The sequence below is a fragment of the Paraburkholderia sp. Ac-20347 genome, assembly GCF_017104805.1.
GTDB classification, from domain to species: domain Bacteria; phylum Pseudomonadota; class Gammaproteobacteria; order Burkholderiales; family Burkholderiaceae; genus Paraburkholderia; species Paraburkholderia tropica.
In genome coordinates this window covers 1-24,509 of the sequence record NZ_JAAGPN010000119.1, presented here as the reverse complement: position 1 = coordinate 24,509, position 24,509 = coordinate 1, and the positions used below count along the sequence as shown (strand labels likewise).

Below are 24,509 nucleotides of genomic sequence, written 5' to 3'. Positions count from 1 at the left end.
GGGCGCCGCGCCGCAGCCGAGCGAGGCGAGCGCGAACAGCGCGAGACCGCATTGCAGCACGCGACGGCGGCCGAAGCGGTCGGCGATCGCGCCGGCGGGCAGCAGGCAGGCGGCGAACGCGGTCATATAGGCGCTGACGACCCATTCGATGTCGGCGAAACTCGCGTGAAAAGCGTGCGCGATCGAGGGTAACGATACGGCGACGACGTTGGTGTCGAGCACGATCAACGCGCAGGTCGCGGACGCGACGGCGAGCGTAACGTTTGGATGGCGGCTGGAAAACGAATCCGGGTGCGGATCGATTGGCGCGACGGGGTCGAGCGTGGCGCTGGAGACGGACGAATCGGACATGGCGATGAGCGATGCTGGCGCGCAGGAAAAAACGTGAAGAAAAAGACGTGAAGAAAGAGCACGCATCGTCGCATCATCGACGGTTATCAGTCATTGCCATAAAATAGCAATTTGCTTCACGAAACCGGTAATCATGAGTCGTCTCGAACTGCGCCACGTGCGGGCCTTTCTCAGTGTGGCGCGGCATCTGCATTTCGCGCGCGCGGCCGAAGAGCTGGACATGGCGCCGCCCGCGCTCACGCGCCACGTTCAGGAAGCCGAGCGTCATCTGGGCGCGCGGCTGTTTCATCGTTCGCGCACGGCGGTGTCGCTGACCGCGGCGGGCGAGGCGTATCTGCCCGAAGCGGCGGCGGCGCTCGAACATCTGCAACGCGGACAGGAACTCGCGGCGCTGGCGGCGCGCGGCGAAGTGGGGCGGATCGTGGCGGGTTATGTGTCGTCGGCGGTGTATTCGGGCGCGCTGCAACGCTCGATCGGCGAGTTTCGCGCCGCCTGGCCGCGCGTGGAAGTGAGCGTGACCGAGATCCCGATGGAAGACGTGGCGCGGCGTCTGGAGACGGGTCTGCTCGACGTCGCTTACGTGCGGCCGCCGCTCACGCTGCCCGACACCGTGCGCGTGTTCACCTTGCAGCGCGACGCGTTCGTGGCGGCGGTGCCGGCGGATTCGCCCTATGCGGCGCTGGAGACGCTGCGTCCGGCCGATCTCGCGGAGGCCAGTTTCGCGGTGCCGGAGCAGGAATTCGGCACGCTCGAACTCGCGCGTCGCGGGCGCTTCGTGCCGCGCGTCGCGGCGCGGCCGGGCGGCTTGCTGGCGGTGCTCGCGTGCGTGTCGGTGAACGGCTGGGTGGCGGTGATTCCTGACGCGCTGGCGGGCTGTGTGAGCTTGCCGGGCATCGTGTATCGACGGATTGCGGGTAAGCCGATTACGTCGGAACTGGCGCTCGTGTGCAGGAAGCATGAGCGCGCGCCGGCGGTGCGGGCGTTTTTGAGGTTGGTGCCGAAGGCGAAGTGAGGCGGGGGCTGGAGCGGCGCCACGCCCCACACGCCCGCTCACCCTACCGCCAACTGCATCCGCACAATCTCCGCAAAATACCGCGCGCCTGTCGTCAGGATGCGGTCGTTGAAATCGTAGCCGGCATTGTGCAGCGGCGTGCCGCCTTCGTCCGCGTCGATGCCGTTGCCGATGAACGCGAAATTGCCCGGCACGACCTGCAAAAACGCGCCGAAGTCTTCCGAAATCATCATCGGCTGAACGTTCGCGTCGACCATGTCCGCGCCAACGACCTTGCTCGCCGCCGCCGCAGCCACGTCGACGAATGCCGGCGTATTCACGGTCGGCACGAATTCGTGCGTGTACTCGAACGCACATTCGGCGCCGTGCGTACGGCAAATGCCTTCGCTCACTTCGCGCATGCGGGTCGCCAGCAGATGCTGCACCTCGGGCGAATAACTGCGCGTATCGCCCTTGATGACGACATTCGAGGGAATCACGTTGCGCAGACCATCCGTGATGATTTCCGTGCACGAAATAACGGCGCTTTGGCTCGGGTCCAGATTGCGCGAAACGATGGTCTGCAGCGCGAGCACGATCTGCGCGGCAATCACAACAGGATCGACGCCCATATGCGGTCGCGCCGCATGCGTGCCGCGCGATTTAATATGGATAACGAAATTATCTTCGCTGGCCATGACGCCGCCGGAGCGCGTCGAGATACTGCCGGCGGGCAGGCCGGGCATATTGTGCACGCCGAAGATCGCGTCGACGGGAAAGCGTTCGAACAAACCGTCGGCCATCATGGCCTTGGCGCCGCGTCCGTGTTCTTCGGCGGGTTGGAAAATGAAGCGCACCGTGCCGTCGAAATCGCGACGTTCTGCGAGCAGTTGTGCTGCGCCGAGGATCATCGCCATATGCCCGTCGTGGCCGCACGCGTGCATCTTCCCCGCGTTGCACGACGCATAGGATCGGCCGGGCGCCTGCTCGGCGATATTGAGCGCGTCCATCTCGGCGCGCAGGCCGATCGCACGCGTACCGTTGCCGACTTTCAGATTGGCGACGAGTCCGGTTCCGCCGATGTTCCGGTGCACGTCCATGCCAAGCGTCTTGAGAATGTTCGCGACGTAGTCGGACGTTTGCACTTCTTCGAATCCGGTTTCGGGATTCCGGTGCAACTGGCGGCGCCAGCCTTGCAGCTTTTCTTGCAGCGAGGTTTCCATTTCGTGACCTGTCTCGTGACCTGTTTTGCCGATGTCAGTGTTCGATCGCGTTCATCCACTCCGCCTGGCGCGAGCCGACGCTGATCGCCGACTCGCCGACCAGCTCTTCATAGACGCCGGGCGCCGTCGCGCCTTCCGTGTTGATGACGAGCACGTGCGATGCCGATCCCAAGCCGACTTGCAACGAAAGATCAGGATTCCGTACTAGTGCGCTCAGGCCAGCGAACCCCGCCGCGCCCGACTCGCCCACGACCAGTGGCGCATCGTGTTCCGATCCGGCGGCGAGTGCGCGCATGGCGGCCACGGCGTCGTCGTCGCTGATCGTCATGAAGTGGTCGATGCAGCCGTCGAGAATTTTCCACGCGAGAGGCGAGGCTTCGCCGCAAGCCAGACCGGCCATCACTGAATCGACGCTGCCCGTTGCACGAGTCGCGCGACCCGCAATCGCGCTTTGATACAGACAATCGGCCTGCTGCGGTTCGACGACGATGAATTGCGGGCGCTGCGCGCCGAAGCGCTCCCAGAGATAACTCGCGACGCCCGCCGCGAGGCCGCCGACGCCGCCCTGCAAAAACACGTGCGTGACCGGGCTGTCGAGTTGCGCAAGCGTCTCGGCGGCAATCACGCCGTAGCCCTGCATGACGTCGCGTGGAATCGTTTCGTAGCCTTCGTACGAGGTGTCCGAGACGACATGCCATTGATTGTCCGCCGCGAGTTTCGCGGCATGTTCGACGGACGCGTCGTAGTCGCCTTCGATGCGGACGATGCGTGCGCCGTAGTGCGCGATGGCGTCCTCGCGCTCGCGGCTGACGTTGGCGTGAAGCACGATCACGCATTGGCAACCGATATCGCGCGCGGCGGCGGCCAGCGCTTTGCCGTGGTTGCCGTCCGTCGCGCTGATGACCGTGAGCGACGCGAGCAGGCTGGCGTAATCGCCGCGTAGCAGACCTTGCGGATTCAGATTGTGCGCGTGCCAGAGACGCAGGATCAGCCGCGTGAGCGCGATCGGCGCGCCGAGCGCCTTGAAACTGCCGAGCGGCGAGCGCAGGCCCTCGTCTTTCACGCTCAGGCGCGCGATGCCCAGCGCCGCGGCCGCATCGGGCAGATCCCACAAAGGCGTGGCGGAGCGCGAAAGCTGGCCCCAACTGGAGAGCCACGCTCCGCTTTCATCGGCTGCGCGCACGTTCAGGATGGTCTGCAGCGAGGAAGGGTAAGGGGCGTAGGTGGCGCGCGGATTGGCGATCAGCATTTAACTCACTCCGTAAGACATGGCGTCGATTCGATGCGTGAAATAATATTGCGATGCTGGCGTTATTTGTAATCGTAATTCGAGTGGGAAATGCAATAAATTCTCACGCTTGAAAGCGATTCACGCGTATAAATCCGGCTTCTTCCTTGCACCTCAATACGAGAATTTTTCTCATGGCCACGACAGACCGCGGCATCGAACTCGATGATTTCGACCTCAAGATTCTCGACATCGTCCAGCGGGACAATCAGGTTCCGCATCGGGAAATCGGTCAGCAGATCAATCTTTCGGTGCCGTCCGTCGCGCGGCGTCTGCAGCGCCTGCGCAAGAGCGGTGTGATCGAAAGCGATTGCAGCGTGTTGAATCCGGGCGCGCTCGGTTCGCACGTGACGGTGATCACGCATGTATCGGCCGAAAATGAGGCCGTCGAATTACTCGACGCGATGAAGGCGCGCTTCGAAGCGTGCGAGCAGGTCCAGCAGTGTTATTACGTGACGGGCGACGTCGATTTCATTCTGATCTTCTGCGCGCGGGACATGGCGGAATACACCGCACTGACGCGCTCGCTGTTTTTCGCGGAAGGGAATGTGAAGAGTTTCCGAACCTTCGTGGCGATGGAACGCGTGAAGACCACGCTCAACGTACCGGTGGGCTTGCGCGCTTGAGCGCCGGCAGCCTGGCAATCCGACACTGGAACGTGACGGCCTGCACGCCTGCGCGATTAATCTCAAAAAAAGATAGATATAGAATGCATGATTTCCATGTAAGATGATGCCGTGTCGAAAGGCGCATCACTCCTCGCTGTTCAGCGAACGAAATGAGGTCACCATGAACGTGAAATCTTCGGGCACTCTTCTGGAAATCCTGGGCATCGAGAAGCCCATCATTCAGGCGCCGATGGCGGGCGTGGCGACGCCCGCGCTGGCTGCGGCGGTGTCGAATGCCGGCGGGCTCGGCTCGCTCGGGCTCGGCGCAATGAATGCCGTCGAGGCGCGCAAGGCCATCGACGCCACGCGCGCGCTGACCCAGAAACCGTTCAACGTGAATCTCTTTTGCCACGCGCCCGCGGTGGCGAATCGCGAAGTCGAGCAAACCTGGCTCAAATGGCTACAGCGCCACTTCGCGCTGTACGACGCCGAGCCGCCGGCGCAGTTGCGCGAGATCTACACCAGTTTCATCGCCGACGAAGCGATGCAGTCGATGCTGCTCGAAGCGCGTCCGCCGGTCGTGAGCTTTCATTTCGGTTTGCCCGATGCCGCGCTGATTGCCGCTTACAAACAGGCGGGCATTCGCCTGCTCGCGAGCGCGACCAATCTGGATGAAGCGCGCCAGGTCGAGGCGGCCGGTGTCGATGCGATCGTCGTGCAAGGGATCGAAGCGGGCGGCCATCGCGGTATTTTCGATGCCACGCCGCAAGACGATTATCTCGGCACGTTCGCGCTCACGCGGCTCGTGGCCGCGAAATGCAGTCTGCCGGTGATTGCGTCGGGCGGCATCATGGACGGCGCGGGCATCGTGGCGGCGCTGGCGCTCGGCGCATCGGCGGCGCAGCTGGGAACGGCGTTCGTTTCGTGTCCGGAAACGTCGGTCGACGACGGTTATCGCAAAGCGTTGCTCGGCGCTGCCGCCGAACACACCACCTTCACCGAGGCCATTTCCGGCCGCGCGGCGCGTTCGATCGTGAATAAATTCACGCAGATCGTGCACGAGGAAGGGAGCCCGAAAACCGTGCCCGCCTATCCCATCACCTACGACGCAGGCAAGGCATTGAATGCGGCGGCCAAGGCAAAGGGCGAGTTCGGTTATGGCGCGCAATGGGCCGGCCAGGCTGCGTCTTTGTCCCGCGCGCTGCCGGCCGCCGAACTCGTGCGTGCGCTCGAAGCGGAAATGCGCGACGCCGTGACGCGACTCAATTCGGCCGTTTCGACTCTCGCTTGAACGGCGGTAAAATCTCGAATAGAGATGGTTGGGATTGATATATTCGTTATTCGGGAATCGTCGTATGGAACTGCTCGATCTGGAGATTTTCAGCCTGGTCGCGAAGGAACAGAGCGTCACGCGCGCGGCGCAGTTGCTGCAGCGCGTGCAATCGAACGTCACCACGCGTGTCAAGCAGCTCGAAGAAGAACTGGGCGTGCAGCTCTTTTCGCGCGAAGGCAAGCGCATGACGCTGACCGGGAACGGGCAGCGTCTGCTTGGCTACGCGCATCGCATGCTCACGCTTGCGGAAGAGGCGCGCCAGGCGATGCAGTCGGACGTTCCCTTCGGCAAGCTGAGAATCGGCGCGATGGAAAGTACGGCGGCGGCGCGGCTGCCGGGGCTGCTGGGCGCGTATCAGAGTCTGTGGCCCGAGGTGCAGCTGGAAATCTCGACGGGCACCACGCGTGCCTTGATCGACGACGTGAAGGCCAGCCGGCTCGATTGCGCCTTCGTGGCTGAAACCGACGAGCGCGCCGCCCTCGAATTCAACACGGACGACGATGCCAGTCTCGCGGCGGTGCCGGTGTTTCGCGAGGAGTTGCTGCTGCTGGTGCCGGGCCGCGCGGGCGCTGCATCCGGGAGCGCGGCGCATTATCCGCTCGCGGCGTTTCCGAAGGGCTGCACCTATCGCCGGCTCGGCGAGCAATGGCTGGAGTCGCAACACGCGCAACACGCGGACGTGGGATCTCGTCCCGAGATCATCGAATACCACTCCTATCACGCAATTTTTGCGGCGGTGTCCGCCGGAACGGCCGTGGCGGTGTTCCCGAAATCGGTGCTCGCCACGCTCGCGGTTGCGAGCACCGTGCAGTCCATTCCGCTGACCGAGATCCGGACCTGGATGGTGTCGCGTCCGGCTTATCAGAGCACAGCGCTGGATGAACTGAGCCGGCTGTTGCCCGCGCCCTGAGGGGCACGCTCCATTTGATTCGGATAGCTGATTAATAACCAATCGCGCCGATCAGGACACGATCGTGTTCTGTACGATGCCGGCCAGAATGAAGTCGATGCCGGCGAGAAACTGCTCGCGGTCGTCGTGACCCGACAGCATGGCCGCCACCTGACGCACGAACGGGTGTCGCGCCGCATCGAGCTGCGCCCATTTCTCGGCGACGTTCTCCAGCACCGCCACCCGATCCATGCCTTCGAGCGTCGCTTGCGGACGCGTTGCGTACTGCCCTGCGAGTCCGAGAATGAAGCTCAGGATGGCCGTCGCCGCGTTGAATTGCGCGGGCTCGGGCACGCCCATTGCCTGCACCTGCACGCCGACGCCTTCGAGTATCCGCAAGACCGCGTACTGCCACGGATCGCGCGCGAGCTGAGCGCCGACCCACGGGTGAGCGTCGATCGCATCGAAAACGCCGAGCGCCAGCGCGCGAATCGCGTCCTGCGGTTGCGGCCGCGTTGCCGCTTCATGTAGCGCGGCGGCAACGATCTGGTCGGTGGCCTGGGCGAGCAAGGTCTGCTTGTCGGCGACGTGCCAGTAGATCGCGCCGCTGCCGGTCGCGAGATGCGCCGCAAGGGCGCGAAAGGTCAGCGCGTCCTCGCCGTCCTGGTCGAGGATCACGATCGCCGCTTCGACGATCCGCTGTTTGGTAAGCGCGTCGGCGCGCCGCCGTGTCCGGATTTCCGTGGTCATCCCCGTAGCTTGACATCAATGGAACTTCGTTCCAAACTATTTTTCCTCTGGAACGTCGTTCCATGAATGTTCCGTATATGACCGATTGAAAGGAAACGCGATGACGACACCGGTGACGATCGTCGGCGCGGGACTCGGTGGGCTGGTGCTCGCGCGGGTCCTGCATCTGCACGGCATTCCCGCGACTATTTACGAGGCGGAGCCGTCGGCGCAAGCGCGCACGCAAGGCGGCATGCTCGACATTCACGAGCAGGACGGTCAGGCCGCGCTGGCGGCGGCCGGTCTGAGCGACGCGTTTCGGGCGATCGTTCACGTGGGCGGCGAGGCCACGCGCGTGCGGGATGCGCAGGGCACGCTGCTGCTCGATGAACCCGACGACGGCACGGGCGGGCGGCCCGAAGTGTTGCGCGGCGAGTTGCGCGCCATGCTGCTGGCGTCGCTGCCGCCGGAAACGGTGCGCTGGGGCAAGAAGCTCAGCGAGGTCGCGCCGCTCGGCGATGGCGAGCACCGGCTGACGTTCACCGATGGTTCGAGCGTGGTCAGCCAGTTGCTGGTGGGCGCCGATGGCGCGTGGTCGAAGGTCAGGCCGCTGCTGTCGGCGGCGGTGCCCGAGTACGTCGGCACGACCTTCATCGAAACGAATTTGCGCGACGCCGATACGCGCCACGCCGCTGCCGCCGAGGCGGTCGGCAGCGGCGGCCTGTTCGCGCCCGCGCCCGGCAAAGGGATCTTCGCGCATCGCGAGCCCGGCGGCGTGCTGCACGCGTATATCGCGCTGAACCGGCCGCTCGCGTGGTTCGACGCGATCGACTTCAACGACGCGGCCCGCGCGACCGCCGCCATTGCGGCGGAATTCGCGGGCTGGTCGCCCGCGCTCATGGCGTTGATCACCGATGGCGAGGGCGCACCGGTTCCGCGTCCGCTTTTCATGCTGCCGGTCGATCATCGCTGGGCGCGCGTGCGCGGCGTGACGCTGCTCGGCGACGCCGCGCATCTCGCGCCGCCCGCCGGCGAGGGCGCGAATCTCGCCATGCTCGACGGCGCGGAGCTTGGCGCGGCCATCGCCGCGCATCCCGGCGATGCCGAGGCCGCGTTCGCCGCCTACGAAACGAAGATGTTTGCGCGCAGCCACGCGGCGGCGCTGGATTCCTGCACCACGCTCGCGCTGTGTCTCGACGAGCGCGCGCCCGCGAGCATCGTCGAATTCCTCAGCGGCGGGGCGGCGGGTCTCGCGACGGCGTAGCGCAACGCGCCGCGCCTGACGTCGTCAAGCCGAATCCGGATGAATCAGGCCGGATCGCGCGGCGACCAGCGGCGCAGATCGTCGGCGAGCGGCACGCAGGCGAGCGTGAGCAGCGCGGCCGCGAGCAAGGCTGCGGACGAAAAACCCAGATGCCGGAACGCCAGCGCGCCGCCCAGCCCGCCGATCAGGAACATGCCGAGCAGCGAGGCCAGCACGCGTACGCGAAGCATGTCCGCGCGCACGTGTTGCGCCGCGCCCGCCGGCACGCCCCAGTTCCAGTACAGCCCCTTGCCGAGCTCGATGCCGAGATCGGTCACGATGCCGGTCATATGCGTCGTGCGGATTTCGGCGTGCGAGATCTTCGTGATCATCGCGTTTTGCAGGCCCATCACGTAGCAAAGCAGCGCGACGGTGGCGGGCACGAACAGCACGCGATGATGTTCCATATTCGCGCCGAGCACGGCGAAGCCCGTCAGCAGCAGGGCTTCGAGCATCATCGGCAAGGCATAGACGCTGTGCACGGCGCGGCGGCGTCCCCAGTTGATCAGGACTGCAGAGGTGGCCGCGCCGCCCGCGAAGGCGAAGATCGCGCTGAGCGCGGCGAGCGCGAGGCCGATGTCGCCGAGTGCGAGGTTGTCGGCCACCGACGAGACGATGCCGGACATGTGCGAGGTGTACTGCCCGACCGCCAGGAAGCCGCCGGCGTTGGCCGCGCCCGCGATGCAGGCGAGCGCGCGGCCGAGCCGGAGATTGGCTTTCTCGGTGCGTTCCACGGACGTGAAGCTGCGCAGATACTGGATAGGCACGGGCGGTTCCTCGGCGGGCGACGGTAACCAGTGTAAGACCTGTCGGCTTGACGCGATCGAGGTCCGCCGCACGATAGCGGTGCGGCGGATTGCCGCGATCCCGCGCTGGGCGTGCGTCGTGTGCCGCGCGCACGCCCGCTTTGCGCGCTCGGCGCGGCTAGCCGGTCATGCGCCAGCCGCAAGCGCGCCGCGCCTGTGAGGCCGATGCGCGCATTGGCGTTCATCGGCGCTTATTGGCGTTTATCGGCGCTCGCCTGGCCTTACTGGCCGGCTTGCGCGCGGCCGCCTGCCGCCGACGAGCCTGCCGCCGCGCCGCCCACCGCGCTGTTCTGCGCGGCGACCTTGGCTTCGGCCGCCTGGATCGCTTCCGGATAGTGGGCGTTGTCGCCGTCGCCGGGACGATAGCCCGACTGTTCGAGCTGCACGAGTTCGGCGCGAACCTGCGCGCGGGTCAGGCCGCCGTTCGACTGAGCGAACGAGGCAACCGGCAACGTGAGAGCAAGGGCAACAGCAGCAACCTGGACAAGCGACTTCATGACGACCTCCGATCTGTTTCGTGATTGGCTGCGGCAACTCGCCGCAATCCATGAGCAAAAGTCTAGAGGTCTTATCTCCCAGGGTTAACCACTAATCCGCCAAGGGACTCTTCCGGCCGGTGGAAGGATCGCCGCTCGCGTCCGCCATCGGGGCGGTGAGCGCGCGGTAGCCGTCGGCGTCGATGCCGCGTCTGGCGCGCAGGAATGCCGCGAGTTGCCAGAGCTGCGAGTCGTCGAGCGATTTGCCGAAGGCGGGCATCGCGGTCATCTTGACGCCGTGGCGCATGACCCAGAACGTCGATTGCGGCCCGTTGTGGCGTTTCGCGGCGAGCAGATCCGGCGCGCGCGGCGAAATGCCCGCGCCGATCGGATCGAGACGCACGCCAGGTGCGCCGTGGCAGTAGACGCAATGCTGCGCGTAGAGATGCGCGCCCGCGCGCACGTTGATGTCGTTGACGAGATCGTCCGGCACAGTCACCTCGGCGGACTGCCGGTCGAGCGAGCGCTGGTAGGTCGTGTGCAAAAACCACGCGACGAGCGCATTGTCCTTGTCGGTCGCCGCGACGCAGACGTAACCGGAAAACGCCCAAACCGATGCGCCCACGCCGAGCAGCACGAGCAAAAGGAGGGCGGTGAAAATCGTGCGCGTGGCGAAGGCGCGGCGTGAACTCAGACCTGTGCTCATGAACGTGCGTATGCAATGGCAGTAGCGGAAAACACCGCATCCTACCGTTGCACGCGTGTGTCAACGTTGAATAATTTCGCTGACTTCATGAGTCGCGCGCATGGTGTGGTGTCCCGGTGCGCGCGTATCGACGTCTTAACGTTTTCTTGATGTCGCCATCGTTATGATTCGGGCGAAGGCAGTTTTCGCAGATACTTGGTCGATGCGAAAAGCCCCTGATTCAAGGCATTTTCAGTCGATCGCGGCCTTGCTTGCCGTGAGTTCGATCCGAAAGCGCGTGCCCGCGCCGGGCGCGGAATCGAGCGTGATGCGCCAGCCTTGATGCTCGCAGATGCGCTGGACGAGCGAGAGCCCGAGACCGAGATTGTCCACGCCCGCTTCGCCGCCGCGCACGAAGGGCGTGAAAACATGGGGCTTCACGCCGGCCGCGATGCCGGGGCCGTCGTCGGCGACTTCGAAACTGGCGGCGTCGGCGCGCACGAGAATGCGCGTGCCGCTGGCTGCGTGCTGGAGCGCGTTGCGGATCAGATTCGACAGCACGATACGCTGAAGCGCCGCCGGAAAAAGATTCGTCATCCCAGGTAATGCATCAACCGCGCCGAATTCGCCTTCCATACGCAGGCCGAGTTGCGTGGCGCGTAGCGACCAGTGTGCGATTTCCTCGCGCACCACGCTGGCGACGTCGCTCTGCGCGAAGCCCGTGGCCGTGGCCGAACCGCGCGACAGCATCAGATAGGCGGCGAGTTGCTGATGAATGTCGCGCGAGGCCGCGTGCGCGCGTTCGAGTTTCGCGCGCTGCGTGGCGGTGAGCGCGGGGTCGTCGAGCAGCAGTTCGCACGAACTCGAAATGACCGTGAGCGGCGTGCGCAATTCGTGGCTCACATCGGCGGTAAAGAGTTTTTCGCGTTGCAGCGCGGCTTCGAGTTCGTTGTAGGTGGCGTCGAAAGCGGCGGCGAGCCGGCCGATTTCGTTCTCCGGATACGCGTGCGCGAGACGCGTTTGCGGCGGCAGGGCAGGACGCTTGACGACCTGTTCCGCGAGCCGGATCAGCGGACGAACGAAGCGGCGCGTGACGGCGCCGCCCAGCAGAAACGCCACGAGCAGACTCGCGCCCACGCTGAGCACGGTGAGCCAGTGCGAATGCACGCGGCGTTCCTCGAAAGCCGTGTAATCGCGCAGCAGCATGTAGCGCACGCCGTCGCGATCGTCGGCCATCACGTGCCAGTCGCGGTCGCCGTGTTCGAGGCGCGAGAAGCCGGGCTCGACGTCGCGCAGCCAGGTGGGAAACGTATCGCTGCCCGGCTCGCCGTGAAAGAAGCGGTTCACGCGGCCGACGCTCTTGCCCGCCAGATATTCGTCGCGCACGCGGTCGAGCGCCATGCCCATGTCGATCTGCTGCAAATGCGTTTCGAGGCGGTTGACGGTCCACATCGAAACGAGCGAGAGCAGTGCGCCGACGAGCAGCGCGAGCAGCAAATAGGCGAGCAGGAAATCGCGTGCGAGCGTGCGGCGCGGATGCGCTTCCGGACGAGTCTGCGAACGTGTTGCGCTCGCGTCTGGCGGCGTGTCAGTGCGCATCGTCTTGCGCCGCGCGTAGTTGATAACCCACGCCGTGCACCGTCTGCAGCAGCGCTTGCTCGAACGGCTTGTCGATCACCTGCCGCAACTGATGAATGTGCGTGCGCAGGCTGTCGCTGTCGGGTGGCGAGTCGAGCCACAACGCTTCTTCGAGACGCGCGCGCGCCACCACCGAAGGACTTTCCTGCATGAGAATTTTCAGCAAGGTCATGGGTGCCGGCGGCAGACGCAGGGTGCGGCCCGCGCGCGCGAGTTCGCGCGTGTCGAGATCGAGCACGAGGTCAGCGACCTGCAGCGAGCGCGCGACAGACCGTTTGCGCGGACGTTGCGAAAGCGCCTTGACGCGCGCGCCGAGTTCGGCGAGCGCGAACGGCTTCACGAGATAGTCGTCGGTGCCGGCATGAAAACCCGCGAGCCGTTCGTCGAGCGTGTCGCGCGCCGTGACCATGATGAGCGGCGTTTCGCATTGCGCGTCTTCGCGCAGGCGGCGGCACAACTCGTAGCCGTCGAGCCTCGGCAGCGCGAGATCGAGAATGATGACGTCGTATTCGTTGCGCGTGGCGAGCGCATAGCCTTGCACGCCGTCGAGCGCGCAATCGACCATCGTGTTTCGGGCACCGAAATAGCTGGCGATATTGCCGAGAATATCGGGGTCATCTTCAATCGCGAGAATTCGCATGGTCGACGCACAAAAAAATTAGCTGAAATCACAGGCATTTTACCAGCGCACCGCGAAACTAGCTGTCCTGAACGTCGATGCGAGACGTGGCGGCGAGATTCAAACGGTGACACTGCGCTTGAGCGGCGGATGACTTGCGAAATATTTGCGGATGCCGTCGTAAATCGCATCGGCCATTTGCTGGCGGTAAGCCGGAATCTGGAGTTTGCGTTCTTCGTCCGGGTTGCTGATAAACGCGGTCTCCACCAGAATCGAGGGAATATCGGGCGCTTTCAATACCGCGAATCCGGCCTGTTCCAGACCGTCGCCGTGAAGATGATTGATCTTGCCGAGCGACTCGCGAACGAGCGCGCCATATTTGAGCGAGTCGTTGATTTGCTGTGTCGTCGACATATCGAACAGGACGGGCGCGAGCGCGTGATCGGCGCTTTTGATATCGAGTCCGCCGATGGCGTCCGAAGCGTTTTCGCTTTGCGCGAGCCAGCGCGCCGCCGCGCTCGATGCGCCGTGTTCTGAAAGCGCGAAGACCGACGAGCCCGACGCGGATGGCGTGGTGAAAGCATCGGCGTGAATGGAGACGAACAGGTCAGCGCGCGCGTGCCGGGCTTTCGCGACGCGGGTGCCGAGCGGCACGAAGAAGTCGTCGTCGCGCGTCATCATGGCGTCCATGTCCGGCGACGCGGCGATTTTCGCACGCAGACGCCGCGCGATATCGAGCACCACGTGTTTCTCGTAAGTGCCGCTGCCGCCGATTGCGCCGGGGTCCTCGCCGCCGTGACCTGGGTCGATGGCTACGATCAATTTGCGTTGTGCGCCGTGTGTGGGCGGCGACGGTGGCGCGGGTTGTGTGGTTTGTGCGGTTTGTGCGGCGAGCGTATCGATCGCGTCCTGTGGCGTGGCGTTGGTCGGGTAAAGATCGAGCATGAGCCGATACGCGTAGTGGCCCGCGGGCGCAGTCGAAAACACTTTCGGCGTGACCGCGCCTTTGAGGTCGAGCACGATGCGCACGACGTCGGGCGTGAATTGCCCCACGCGCACGGCGCGAATATACGGATCGGACGGATGCACGTTCGAAATCAGCGCGCGCAACGCCTGATCGAGCGTGAGGCCTTTCAGGTCGACCACAAGCCGATTGGGCGCGCCAAGCTGGCGCTCCTGCACCTGCAAAGGCTGCGTGGATTCGATCGTGACGCGCGTGTAATCGCTGGCGGGCCACACGCGCACGCCGCGTATCATGGGCCGCGTATTCGCGAGCGCGAGGCCGGGATCGATGCCGACCAGAACCAGCGAAGCGCCGAGTTTCAGCAGACGGCGTCGCGCATAAGGATGGCGATTGCGCGGGCTCGGGCGCGGTATCGTTGCGGATTGCTTGTTCGATCGCATGTCGGTTCTCTGCGTGAATGAAGAATGGCGCGTAGTGCCGAAGTTAGACCTTGCTGGCGAACAGCAATTGAAGCGAATCCCACGCACGGTCGAGCAAACCGGCCTGCGGCACGGCCCAAAGCGTTTCGAGCGGTACTTGCGTGAGCACTTTGCCGTGATCGAACAGCGTCACCGTGCCGACGGTTTCGCCCGCGTTCAACGGCGCGATGAGCGGCGCATTCACCTTGATGCTCGATGTGACTTGACCGCGCGTTCCGGCAGGAATGGTGGCCACGACATTCTGCGCGGGCGCCAGATCGACATTGAGCCGCGTGCCTTTATAGACGCGCGAAAGTGAAATGGCCTGACCGGCGCGGAAGAACGGCACCGTATCGAACGCGTGATAAGCGAAGTTCAGCAGCTTGAGACTGTCCGCCACGCGGCCGGGCTCGGTCGGCTCACCCATGATGACGCTGATGACGCGTCGCGAGCTGCCCGGTGCGCCATCGACCGGACGATTTGCGCTGGCGATCAAACAATATCCGGCGGCCTGCGTATGGCCGGTTTTCAGGCCGTCCACGCTCGGGTCGAGCCAGAGCAGGCGGTTGCGGTTCGGTTGTTGAATCCGGTCGTAGGTGAACGTCTTGACGGAAAATATCGGGTAATACTCGGGGAAGTCGCTAATGATGTGCGCGGTTAGCGTGGCGAGATCGCCCGCGCTCGTATAGTGCTGCGGATCGGGCATACCGTTGACATCGGCGAAATGCGTGTGCGTCATGCCGAGATGTGCGGCCGCGCCATTCATCATCTGCACGAATTGCGCCTGACTGCCGCCGACGAGTTCAGCGAGGGCAATGGCGGCGTCGTTGCCCGATTGCACGATCAATCCGTACAAGAGATCGTGCACGCTCACCGGTTTGTTGGCTTCGATAAACATGCGCGATTCGTCGTTGCCGACGCTGCGTACCGCTTCGCCCGGCAGCACCGTTTGATCCATTGTGATGCGCTTCGCGTGCAAAGCCTGAAACACGAGATACGCGGTCATCAGTTTGGTCAGCGACGCAGGTTCTGCGCGAGCATCGGCATTCGCGGACGCGAGAATCTGATTCGAGCTGACGTCCATGAGAACCCAGGCGCGCGCCTGCAACGCGGGCGGCGCAACTTGCGCCGACGCAGCGGCGCTCGTCAACCAGGTCGATGCGGCAATCAGCGCGGCGCACGCGGTACGGCGCGGAAAAGAAAACAATGAGAGGCGGCGAGGCGTGCGGCGCATGATCGGTGATCTGTGTGAATGGAATAGTGAATGAAGCGGGCAGGCTGGCGTTCGAGTTGGCGGTATTAGCCGCGCTCATAGCGCGAGCGTGCCGCGCCCGACAACGCGGCCGTGACGCGCGCCTTGATGCGAACGAGCGCCAGCCATTGCTGCGCCCAGACTCCGCTGCCGTAATCGCGGCCACGTTGTCCAGGCCGATCCAGTTGGTCCGTAATGCCGGTCGGCTCGACTGCGGTTTCCCATGACGCCGTGCGAAACATCATGTCCCACCACGGAAACAGCACGCCGAAATTGCAGCCGTAGGCCACGCCGGTATGCCCATATTCCATCGCGTGATGACGCCGATGAAACGCGGGACTCACGATCACGCGTTCGAGCAGCCAGCCATAAGGAAGACGCGCATTCACATGCTGAATGGCCTGCAAGGTATTGCCGACCGCGACCAGCACGACGAATTGCCCAGGCTGAACACCAATAAACAGACCGACCACAGTGAAAAAGGCGGTTTGCACGATGTCGTCGACGAAATGATTGCGGTCGTCATTCCAGAGCGACATCTGGCGCTGGCTGTGATGAACCGCATGCAGTTCCCACCAGATTCCGAATCGATGCTGCCAGCGGTGATACCAGTAGCCGAGAAAATCGAGCACCACGAGATAAATGACGAATGAAACGAGCGGCTGATCGGTCAGGCCGGGCGCGATTTCGTCGAGATTCATCGTCCAGATATTTCGCACGGTCATCCACGTTTCCAGATGATTCAATGCGGGCTGAAGACAGACGAAAAAGAGCGCGTTGATCATGCCCAGTTTCGCGATCCAGGTGTAGCAGACGTCGGGCCACAACGCGCGACGCTGCGTCCATTTCTCGATTGGACGCCACGCTTCGAGGGGCCGCAGAATCGCGTAGGTCGCGGCGATTTCGAGCACGCCGACCACGGCCCAGTAAAGCGCGTCGTACGCGTCTTCGTCGTAGTCCATCAGATGCAGATGGAAAAGCAGCGGCTGGACGATGTAGATATACGCATCGGTCTGAAGCAAACCGACGAAGCGCTCGAATTCAAGGCCTATTTCGTGGACCATCGCTGTTTCCTGGCAGGCAATCAATCGGGATTGGGCGCATAGACCGGCGCCCGGTCGCCCATGAAAATGCCGTGCGGCGAGCGGCCCACTTCAATCGTGGAAACGAGCTTGCGCGTCGCGAGATCGATCACGCCCACATGGCGCGAGAAGCGGAACGTCACCCACAGATGGCGGCGGTCGGCTTGCAGTTCCATGTCGTCGGGCCCGGGCATCAGTCCAGTGATATCGCCCGTATTGGTCAGCGTCTTGTAATCGAGAATGCTGATGGTGCTGTCGACGCGGTTCGTGACGGCCACATGCGTGCCGTCGTCGAGCGAACGGAAATTGTGTGCGCCGCGCCCCGTATGAATCTTCTTCACCACGGCATGCGTTTGCGTATCGACGACCGTCACATCGTCTTCGCCCGTCATGCCGACGAGCAGGTAGCGATTGCCCGGCACCATCCACAAACCCGCGGGATCGTCGCCGACATGCAGGCGCCAGAGGATCGTCTGCGTAGGCAGATCGATGGCCGCGACCTCGCCGGATTCCTGCAACGAAACGAACACCGTCTTGTTGTCGAGCGAAAACGTCATGTGGCTGGGCATCTTGCGAATCGGCACGTGTCGGGCGAGTGAGAAGTCCTTGCCGTCGTAGCGATAGATATCGACGCGATCGAGGCGAAGCCCGTTGGTGACGAACCATTTACCGTCCGGAGAAAACCCCAGTTGATAGGGGTCTTCCATGTCCTGAAGCCAGCCGCGCACGGCGCCCGTGTGCGGGTCGAGAAACATGAAATTGTCGGAAATGGAATTCGCGACGATCAGTGTTTTTCCGTCCGGCGTGATCATCAGGTGGTGCGGTTCTTTTCCCGCAGGCATGGTGGCCACGACATGGCGAGAGGCTTCATCGATCAGATCGATCTTCGCCTCGCCGGAATCGAGCACGACCACGTTTTCGGCCATCGCGCGCGGCAGACAACTGGCGAGCGCAATCAACAGGGTGAAATGAGTGAAACGGCGAAAGCGCATCGAAATAAACTGGATGACGGTTGAAAGGCGCGGGCGTAGCGGCAGGGGCGAAGCGGTGTAGCGATCAGTCGAGCGGGAATGTATCGGGAAAAACCGGTGTATTCCAATTACTCGTTTTCATGAGTGAATGAACGACGCGAATAAATAGTAGGCCTTCCCATCTCATTCGACGGGAAAGCGGGTTTTGTTGGAAAAATCACGACGTATTAACGTTTTCTTGATGCGCGGCCGTGTAGCCTGCCGGCACGCGATGCTTCGACGAAGCAATTCGACGCGAGAATCAAGGTGTAATCGTGGTGTTTGATTTCGGCGTGGGCCGGATGCGAGCGCATCAGGAAGCAGGAGAAACCCGCTTCGGAAAGGAGAGTGACGGCGTGCTGAAAGGCGATCCGCCGTAGCGGGCGTTATGCGCGCGTGTTGAATCTGTTGTGCGATTGCTCGCTGAAAGCATCAACGGTCACGCGGCGGGAGAGCTTAAATCTTCCGCCGCCGCGTGGCGAATCATCAGGCTTCTTCCTGAACCACGCGCTCGATGTTTTTATCGTTAAGTCGTTCCGTGATCGCCGGGTCGCGAAACGTCGCCGGACTCAGACGACGACGATCGATCGACAGATCGAACACATCGAACCGGTTGTAATAGCCGACGATGTCATGAAACTGCTTCGGCTCGACACAGAGATCGAGATCGAACGTCGCGTACGCGATGCCTTCTTCGTTCTGCAGCGTATCGCCAATTACCGCGCCCGTGGGGTCAAGAAACTGCGTGGCCGCGCGTGGCGTATTGTCCAGTACCTGCCGCGCCATGGGATCGTTGCTTGCGGTCAGCGCGTCGATCATGCCGGCATCCATGAAACCCGCATTCAGAATGCCAAAAGCCTTGGCTTCAAAAGAATGACCGCCCGCGCGAATGCGATTGGCCGCGACGTTATCGAAGTTCTGGCCTGAGCCGGGCAGACGGGTAGGCCAGATCGCGGGCCACGCGGAAATATGAATCTGTTCGCCTTGTGCGGCGAGTGCATAGCGCGCGAGCGGGTTGGTGTTCTCGCCGCAAATCAGTGCGCCGATTTTGCCGACGCGCGTCGAACTGACTTTCAGACCGTGGCCGTCGCCCGAGGCCCACACCATCTTTTCGTAAAACGTCGGCACCAGTTTGCGATGATGATTCAGAATCTGGCCGTCATCGCCGATCAGCACGATCGAATTCCACATGCAGCCAAGGCTGACATCGGTCGATTCGCTGAAGCCCATCGAGACGAATACGCCGCAGCGTCGCGCGGCCGCCTGGATCTGCGCCATTTCGGGGCCGTCGACCTTGATGCTGTTGGCGGCCATGCGCTTGAACCAGTCGTGGTTGTAAATCGGCGCCCAGAGCGCTGCCCAAACCGGAAATCCGGGAATGAACGATTCGGGAAATGAAATCAGTTCCGCGCCATGGCGGCTGGCTTCTTCGATAATCGAAATGGCCTTCGCCACCGTGGCGGACGCGTTCATATAGACCGATGCCGCGTGCGCCGCAGCGACCTTGATTACTGGCAATGTCATAACTACCTCAGCAGTGAATTCAATGTGCGCTCGCTTGCGCGGCGCCCAATCCGGTTTCGCGGCGCACGGCGAGTTCTTTCCAGCGCGATTCGGAAAGCTGGCTACGCGTGAGCAGCGAAAAAATCATAACGAGCAGGAAACCCACGGGGATCGAAATAATCCCGGGATTGCGAAGTTGAATGAGCGGTTTTTTCAGGCCGACGATGCTCGTCGCGTTGTCCGGAATACGCGTGATCGTCGCGCGCGCTTGAGCGAGTTTCTGTTCGAGTTCGTCGCGCGCCTGGCCTGGTGCCGCTTGCAGCAATTGCGTGCCTAGTTTTTTTGCGGTGGCAACGGCGGCTTCTTTTTCGATTAGCGGATACGTCATGTTCGGCGATACGAGCACGAGGCCGATCGAGAGGATCGTGCCGCCCACCACGCCGGCCACGACGCCCGCCGTGTTGCAGCGCCGCCAGTAGAGCGTGCCGGCCAGTGCGGGCAGGTTGGCGGACGCCGCGACGGCGTAGCCGAGGCCAACGAGGTGCGCGACGTTCTGCCCTTTGGCGGCGATGCCGGCCACTACCGAAATGACGGCCATCAGGAGCGTGGCAACGCGTGCCGCCGTAACTTGCTCTTTCTCGGTGGCGTGGCCGTTCTTCAGCGCGCCGACATAGACGTCGTGCGCGAGCGATGAAGCCGCGGCCAGCGTCAGCCCGGCCACCACGGCGACGATCGTGGCGAATGACACCGCCGCGACGAATGCGAGCATGAAGTTGCCGAGCAGACTGTTCGCGCCGCCGCCCAGATATTGCGCGAGCACCGGCGCCGCGAGATTACCGCCTTTGTCCAGCGCGATAATCGCTTTCGGCCCGACATTGAGCGCGGCGGAAAAGCCGATCACCACGATCAACAGGTGACACGCGCCGATCGCGAGCATGGCGATGAGCGCGGACGAGCGCGCGGATTTCGCATCGCGCACGGTGAAGAAGCGCATCAGGATATGCGGCATCGCCGCCGTGCCGAGTACGAGTGCGAGCCCGAGCGAGAGTTGTTCGAGCGGGCTTTTCAGGTACAGACCCGGTTCGATGAATTGACGTCCCGCGTCCGCGACGCTGAGCGACGAGGTGCCTTTCAGCAAAGTATTCAGCACGTGCTCGCGAATGGCGTCGTTGCTGATTACGCTGTGAAAGAACGCATCGACGTTGAAACCGTACGGCGCCCACGACAGCACGACCAGCACGAGGCAGAAGCCGATCAGCAGCGTCGCCTTGAGGACCTGCACACTTGTCGTGGCCCGCATGCCGCCGAACATCACGTAAGCGAGCATGAGCACACCCACCGCAATCACCGAGATTTCATACGGAATGCCGATCATGGCGCGCACGATTACCGCACCGCCGACGATTTGCGGAACCATATAAAAGAGCGCGACGAGAATGCTGGACAGTGCAACGGCGATTTTGGTCGGACGAAAGCGATTGCGAAACGCGAGCACGTCGCCAATGGTGTATCGCCCGAGATTGCGGCAGGGTTCCGCAATCAGAATGAGCACGGGAATGAACGACACGAAAAAGCCGACGAGATAGCTCACGCCGTCGAGTCCGTACAAGGCGATCAGTCCGGAGACACCGAGAAAAGCCGCGGCGGACAGATAATCGCCCGCAATTGCCAGACCATTGAGGCCCGGATGCATGCCGCCGCCGGCGGTATAAAAGTCTTTCGCCGAGGCGTTCTTGCGCGCGGCAAGAAACGTGATGGCGAGCGTCAGGACGAATAAGGCGGTGAATACCGCAAACGTCATGGCTTTGCTGGCGCCGTGCACGAGGGTCGGCGTATCGGCGAAGGCGGCGGGCGCGGCGAGCAGCGCCGCAAGCGGGAGTAGCGTACGCAATTTCATTTCAGGCGCTCCGCAGAGTGGGCACGGCATCGGTATCCGCATTCGCATTCGCATCGGCAGGGATGGCGGCATGCGCTTCGTTTGCACATAACGCTGCGGCGAGGCGATCGAACCTTGCCTGACACACGGCGTACAGAACAGCGACCAGCCCGCCAACGGCGTATTGCGCGACTTGCCACGCAAGGCCGACGTTGATCGAGTCCGTCAAATGCATCTTGAAGAGCGCCGGAAAGGCACTGAACAGCAATGGCTGCGAAAAGAAGAACGCCATTGAAACCGTCATGAGCGCGATCCGCATGCGCTTTCTGCCGTTGGCGAGGCGCCTGAATTCGATCGTGTCGTAGATCGCGGTGGTCGCCGGATTGATATCAGCGTGCATAGGGTGGTCTCCCAATCGGTACGGGTCCAATTGTGTTCAGCCGTAATCATTTGGAAAACTGGAGAGATCGCAGTGGGTCTTGCATTTTTGCAATGCATGACGGATCGAAATGCAGGCATGATTGCCCTGATTTGGTGCGATGCATCGAAATGGCGTGTTTATTCGCGCCAATATTCGTGTGTACCCCATTAAATCAACGGATCAATGGGGGTTATGCGGCATTGCAAAAATGCAATGGAAGAATAGAATCTGCGAGAGTTCCACTTCGGCGCGACGTGTACGACAGGCACGATAGACGCGCCGCAATTACGTGGAGATTGCCCTTGCATTCGCGCGTCAGGAGTCCCGATGTCTGTCATTAATCCGAACTGGAACGACCTGCGCATATTTCTCGAAGTGGCCCGCAGCGGCACGCTTGGTGGCGCGGCACGCCGGCTCAAGGTGGATCATTCGACCATTAGCCGCCATATCGCCCGGCTCGAAGAGACGATCAATTCGCCGGTATTCGAGCGCGACTATCAGGGGCTGCATATCACGGCGAAGGGACGCGAGATTGTCCAGTACGTGGAGGCGATGGAAGCGGATGCCGTGGCGCTCTCCGACGCGTTGGGCGGCTCGCATCAGGAACCGTCGGGTTCGGTGCGCGTCGGCACGATGGAGGGGATCGCTTCGCTTTATCTCGCCGGTGAATTCGGGCGGCTGAAGAAAACTCATCCCAAGATCTCGGTCGAACTGGTGACGACCACGCATCAGATGCACGTCAATCAGCGCGAAGCGGATATCTTCCTGAGTTTCTTTCCGCCCGATGGCAAGGCGCTCGATGTCGTGCCCATTGGCGAATTTCCCCTGCATCTCTATGCGGCGCCGGCGTATCTCGAAGCGCATGGCACGCCGGTCGATGTGGCTGATTTGAGTCGTCACGAATTCGCGTCGTATGTGAGCGACCTGATTCAACTCGATACGGTGCGCTGGCTCGATGAAGTAGTAAGCAATCCGAGTTTGTCGTTCCAGTCGTCGAGCATGATTGCGCAATTGTTTGCCGCGATGTCGGCGGCGGGCATCGTCATGCTGCCGTCGTTTGCGAAAGCCGAACGCTTCGGTCTGGTGCCGTTGCTCACCGGGCGAATCAAGGTGAAACGCACGATCTGGATGACCGTGCATCGCGAACTGCAATATCTCCCGCGTATTAAATCGGTGACGCAATTTCTTCAGGAAACGATTGCGAGAGACTATCCGTTGCCGCGCAGCGCTCAATATATTCGGGAGTGAACTGGCGGGGCGCGCGGGTCTGTCCGCTCCGTTCACAACATCCCGCAACACCAGTGGTAACATTTGTTGTCGCCCACTGCCGGTCTTACGCCGCCATTCGCATGCCAGACAGCTTCGACCAGCTTGCCGCGCTGATTCGCGCGCGTTTTTCCGACCTGAGCCCGCAGTTCCAGACGGGCGCGGCGTTTCTGCTCGATCATCCCGATGAAGTCGCCGTGTCGTCGATGCGCAAGGTGGCCGAGCGCGCCAGCGTGCAGCCCGCGTCGCTCGTGCGACTTTCGCAGCAACTGGGCTTTCCGGGCTGGAACGAGCTGCGCGATCTGTTCGTCGCGCGCGTGCGCACGCGTCCCGAGCCGCTGTCGAGCCGCGCGCGTTCGCTCGTCGCCGGCAGCGCGAAGGACGCGCTCGCGCGCGATCTGCTCGCCGCGCAACAGCACAACCTCGATGCCAGCGCCGTCCACAACACGCGCACGCTCGTCGAGGCCGCGCGCGTGCTCAAGAAGGCGAAGCACGTGCACGTCGCGGGTTTTCGCTCGTGCTACGCGGTCGCGTTCGGGCTCGTCTATGGCTACCGTTTGTTCCGTCCGTCCGTTTCCTTGCTGGGCGGCGAGGCCGGGACGCTCGAAATGCAGTTGCTCGGCATCGAGCACGACAGCGCAACGATCGTTGTCAGCTTTGCGCCGTATTCGGTCGAAGCGGTGCGCGTGGCCGAAGCGGCGCTCGAAAAGGGCAGCAAGCTGATCGCCATTACCGACAGCGCCGTGTCGCCGATCGCGCTCAACGCCGACAAGGTGCTGATCTTCACGCACGAGAGCCCGTCGTTCTTTCCGTCCCTCGTGGCGGCGACGGCGCTGGCTGAATCGCTCGTCGCGCATCTGCTCTCGCTGGAAGGGGCGGGCGCGGTGGCGCAGCTCGAGGAAGCCGAGCGTTCGCTCAACGCGCGCGGCGCTTATGTTCCGTGAAGCGTACTGATCCGTAATGTACTGGAGTGTCCTGAAGTGTTTTGAAGTGTCTGGACAGTACGCCGGTTCCGCCACGCCGCCTTCCAGGCGGCTTTTTTACGCGCCTCGCGATTCCATTTGTTGCAAATGTCTTTTCATTTGACAACATATGTTGTGTGGCGTATAAATCCAGCATCGGCCGTTTCAGGCGCGGCCCAGACTGACAGGCGGAACAATCGATGCAGGAACTGAAGTCTTTCCGGATGGGCGGCACGCCCGAGGCGATCGGGCGGCAGCTCGGCGAACTCGCGAAGCCCGTCTTCGACACCTATATGGCGCAAAGCGCTGCGTGGCAGGCGGTGAGCCGCTGGCGCGGTCACGCGTTCGTGCAGGCGCTGCGCGCGGCGGCGGAGCGTCATTTCCCGGCGCAGCTGGCCGAACTGGACGCGATGGCGGCGGCGCTCGGCTGGCCGGCGCACGACCTGTTCCTCTGGAATTGCCGCGGCGAGCTGATCCATAACGCGCCGGATGGCTGCACGACGCTGGCGACGGCCACGCCCGAGGCCGGACTGATCGCGCACAACGAAGACGGCGACCCGTTTCTGCGCGGCCGCTGCCATATGGTCGAGGTCGAGCCGGCGGGTCAGCCCGGCTTCGTCAGCTTCTATTACCCGGGGTCGTTGCCGGGCCACACGTTCGCGGCGTCGCGCGCCGGGGTGGCGCAGGCGATCAACAACGTGCGCATCCGCGAGCCGCGCGCGGGCGTGCCGCGCATGATCCTCGCGCGCGCCGTGCTCGACGCCGCCTCGCTCGAC

Annotated in this window: 24 protein-coding genes; 8 read left to right on the top strand and 16 right to left on the bottom strand. The window is 63.0% G+C overall.

The genetic code is table 11. The annotated features are described in order from the left end of the window. On the bottom strand, positions 1-351 hold a 351-nt coding region (locus G3N97_RS22030), incomplete at its 3' end, for an MFS transporter (RefSeq protein WP_205995110.1). Positions 352-484: 133 nt separating this feature from the next. Between G3N97_RS22030 and G3N97_RS22025 the strand changes: the two genes are divergently transcribed. Beyond that, on the top strand, positions 485-1,363 hold the full coding sequence (locus G3N97_RS22025; protein ID WP_205995109.1) for a LysR family transcriptional regulator: 879 nt from the start codon (positions 485-487) through the stop codon (positions 1,361-1,363). A 38-nt stretch (positions 1,364-1,401) separates the two neighbouring features. On the opposite strand, the gene G3N97_RS22020 is transcribed toward G3N97_RS22025, so the two are convergent. After that, a complete protein-coding gene (locus tag G3N97_RS22020; RefSeq protein WP_205995108.1) occupies positions 1,402-2,565 on the bottom strand; it encodes a M20 aminoacylase family protein in 1,164 nt (387 codons plus the stop codon). A gap of 34 nt (positions 2,566-2,599) precedes the next feature. Beyond that, a complete protein-coding gene (locus tag G3N97_RS22015) occupies positions 2,600-3,814 on the bottom strand; it encodes a diaminopropionate ammonia-lyase (protein WP_205995107.1) in 1,215 nt (404 codons plus the stop codon). Between the two features lie 173 nt (positions 3,815-3,987). Here G3N97_RS22015 and G3N97_RS22010 point away from each other — a divergent pair, with 173 nt between their 5' ends. The 3 genes from G3N97_RS22010 (at position 3,988) to G3N97_RS22000 (ending at position 6,704) form a co-directional block, all read left to right on the top strand. Beyond that, positions 3,988-4,479, top strand: a complete 492-nt coding sequence (locus G3N97_RS22010) for an Lrp/AsnC family transcriptional regulator (RefSeq protein WP_205995106.1) — start codon at positions 3,988-3,990, stop codon at positions 4,477-4,479. A gap of 163 nt (positions 4,480-4,642) precedes the next feature. After that, the gene (locus tag G3N97_RS22005; protein WP_205995105.1) at positions 4,643-5,752 is read left to right on the top strand and encodes a nitronate monooxygenase; all 1,110 of its coding nucleotides are present in this window, start codon (positions 4,643-4,645) and stop codon (positions 5,750-5,752) included. A gap of 64 nt (positions 5,753-5,816) precedes the next feature. After that, the gene (locus G3N97_RS22000) at positions 5,817-6,704 is read left to right on the top strand and encodes a LysR substrate-binding domain-containing protein (protein WP_205995104.1); all 888 of its coding nucleotides are present in this window, start codon (positions 5,817-5,819) and stop codon (positions 6,702-6,704) included. 51 nt (positions 6,705-6,755) lie between these two features. Here G3N97_RS22000 and G3N97_RS21995 read toward each other — a convergent pair whose 3' ends face one another. Further along, positions 6,756-7,433, bottom strand: a complete 678-nt coding sequence (locus G3N97_RS21995; protein WP_205995103.1) for a TetR family transcriptional regulator — start codon at positions 7,431-7,433, stop codon at positions 6,756-6,758. 100 nt (positions 7,434-7,533) lie between these two features. Here G3N97_RS21995 and G3N97_RS21990 point away from each other — a divergent pair, with 100 nt between their 5' ends. Next, positions 7,534-8,676 (top strand): NAD(P)/FAD-dependent oxidoreductase, encoded by a 1,143-nt coding sequence (locus G3N97_RS21990; RefSeq protein WP_205995102.1) that lies wholly within the window; start codon positions 7,534-7,536, stop codon positions 8,674-8,676. 44 nt (positions 8,677-8,720) lie between these two features. Here the strand turns inward: G3N97_RS21990 and G3N97_RS21985 are convergent, their stop codons facing one another. The 12 genes from G3N97_RS21985 to G3N97_RS21930 all read right to left on the bottom strand — a co-directional run bounded on the left by G3N97_RS21985 (position 8,721) and on the right by G3N97_RS21930 (position 21,484). Next, complete coding sequence (locus tag G3N97_RS21985) at positions 8,721-9,482, bottom strand: YoaK family protein (protein ID WP_065060694.1); 762 nt, start codon at positions 9,480-9,482, stop codon at positions 8,721-8,723. A 260-nt stretch (positions 9,483-9,742) separates the two neighbouring features. Next, positions 9,743-10,018, bottom strand: a complete 276-nt coding sequence (locus G3N97_RS21980) for a DUF4148 domain-containing protein (protein WP_205995101.1) — start codon at positions 10,016-10,018, stop codon at positions 9,743-9,745. A 91-nt stretch (positions 10,019-10,109) separates the two neighbouring features. Next, a complete protein-coding gene (locus G3N97_RS21975; RefSeq protein ID WP_205995100.1) occupies positions 10,110-10,703 on the bottom strand; it encodes a cytochrome c in 594 nt (197 codons plus the stop codon). Positions 10,704-10,934: 231 nt separating this feature from the next. Continuing rightward, positions 10,935-12,281: a HAMP domain-containing sensor histidine kinase gene (locus G3N97_RS21970; protein WP_205995099.1), complete on the bottom strand. Its 1,347-nt coding sequence runs from the start codon at positions 12,279-12,281 to the stop codon at positions 10,935-10,937. Next, complete coding sequence (locus G3N97_RS21965; RefSeq protein WP_205995098.1) at positions 12,271-12,960, bottom strand: response regulator transcription factor; 690 nt, start codon at positions 12,958-12,960, stop codon at positions 12,271-12,273. The genes G3N97_RS21970 and G3N97_RS21965 overlap by 11 nt, the downstream gene beginning before the upstream one ends. Before the next feature lie 99 nt (positions 12,961-13,059). Then, a complete protein-coding gene (locus tag G3N97_RS21960) occupies positions 13,060-14,343 on the bottom strand; it encodes an N-acetylmuramoyl-L-alanine amidase (RefSeq protein ID WP_205995097.1) in 1,284 nt (427 codons plus the stop codon). Positions 14,344-14,386: 43 nt separating this feature from the next. Further along, positions 14,387-15,595, bottom strand: a complete 1,209-nt coding sequence (locus G3N97_RS21955) for a D-alanyl-D-alanine carboxypeptidase family protein (RefSeq protein ID WP_205995096.1) — start codon at positions 15,593-15,595, stop codon at positions 14,387-14,389. A gap of 65 nt (positions 15,596-15,660) precedes the next feature. Next, positions 15,661-16,677, bottom strand: a complete 1,017-nt coding sequence (locus G3N97_RS21950; RefSeq protein ID WP_205995095.1) for a sterol desaturase family protein — start codon at positions 16,675-16,677, stop codon at positions 15,661-15,663. 20 nt (positions 16,678-16,697) lie between these two features. Continuing rightward, positions 16,698-17,687: a beta-propeller fold lactonase family protein gene (locus G3N97_RS21945; protein ID WP_205995094.1), complete on the bottom strand. Its 990-nt coding sequence runs from the start codon at positions 17,685-17,687 to the stop codon at positions 16,698-16,700. Positions 17,688-18,191: 504 nt separating this feature from the next. Next, entirely contained in the window at positions 18,192-19,229 is a 1,038-nt protein-coding gene (locus G3N97_RS21940) for a carbon-nitrogen hydrolase family protein (RefSeq protein WP_205995093.1), read from the bottom strand. A gap of 19 nt (positions 19,230-19,248) precedes the next feature. After that, entirely contained in the window at positions 19,249-21,105 is a 1,857-nt protein-coding gene (locus G3N97_RS21935) for a cation acetate symporter (RefSeq protein ID WP_205995092.1), read from the bottom strand. A gap of 1 nt (position 21,106) precedes the next feature. Then, positions 21,107-21,484, bottom strand: a complete 378-nt coding sequence (locus G3N97_RS21930) for a DUF485 domain-containing protein (protein WP_205995091.1) — start codon at positions 21,482-21,484, stop codon at positions 21,107-21,109. A 348-nt stretch (positions 21,485-21,832) separates the two neighbouring features. Between G3N97_RS21930 and G3N97_RS21925 the strand changes: the two genes are divergently transcribed. From G3N97_RS21925 to G3N97_RS21915, 3 genes are all read left to right on the top strand, one after another. Continuing rightward, positions 21,833-22,753, top strand: coding sequence for a LysR family transcriptional regulator (locus tag G3N97_RS21925; RefSeq protein WP_205995090.1), 921 nt, complete (start codon positions 21,833-21,835; stop codon positions 22,751-22,753). A gap of 101 nt (positions 22,754-22,854) precedes the next feature. Then, a complete protein-coding gene (locus tag G3N97_RS21920) occupies positions 22,855-23,715 on the top strand; it encodes a MurR/RpiR family transcriptional regulator (protein ID WP_205995089.1) in 861 nt (286 codons plus the stop codon). A 218-nt stretch (positions 23,716-23,933) separates the two neighbouring features. Further along, positions 23,934-24,509 (top strand): C45 family peptidase (locus G3N97_RS21915; protein WP_241030747.1); only part of this gene is annotated, 576 nt, incomplete at its 3' end.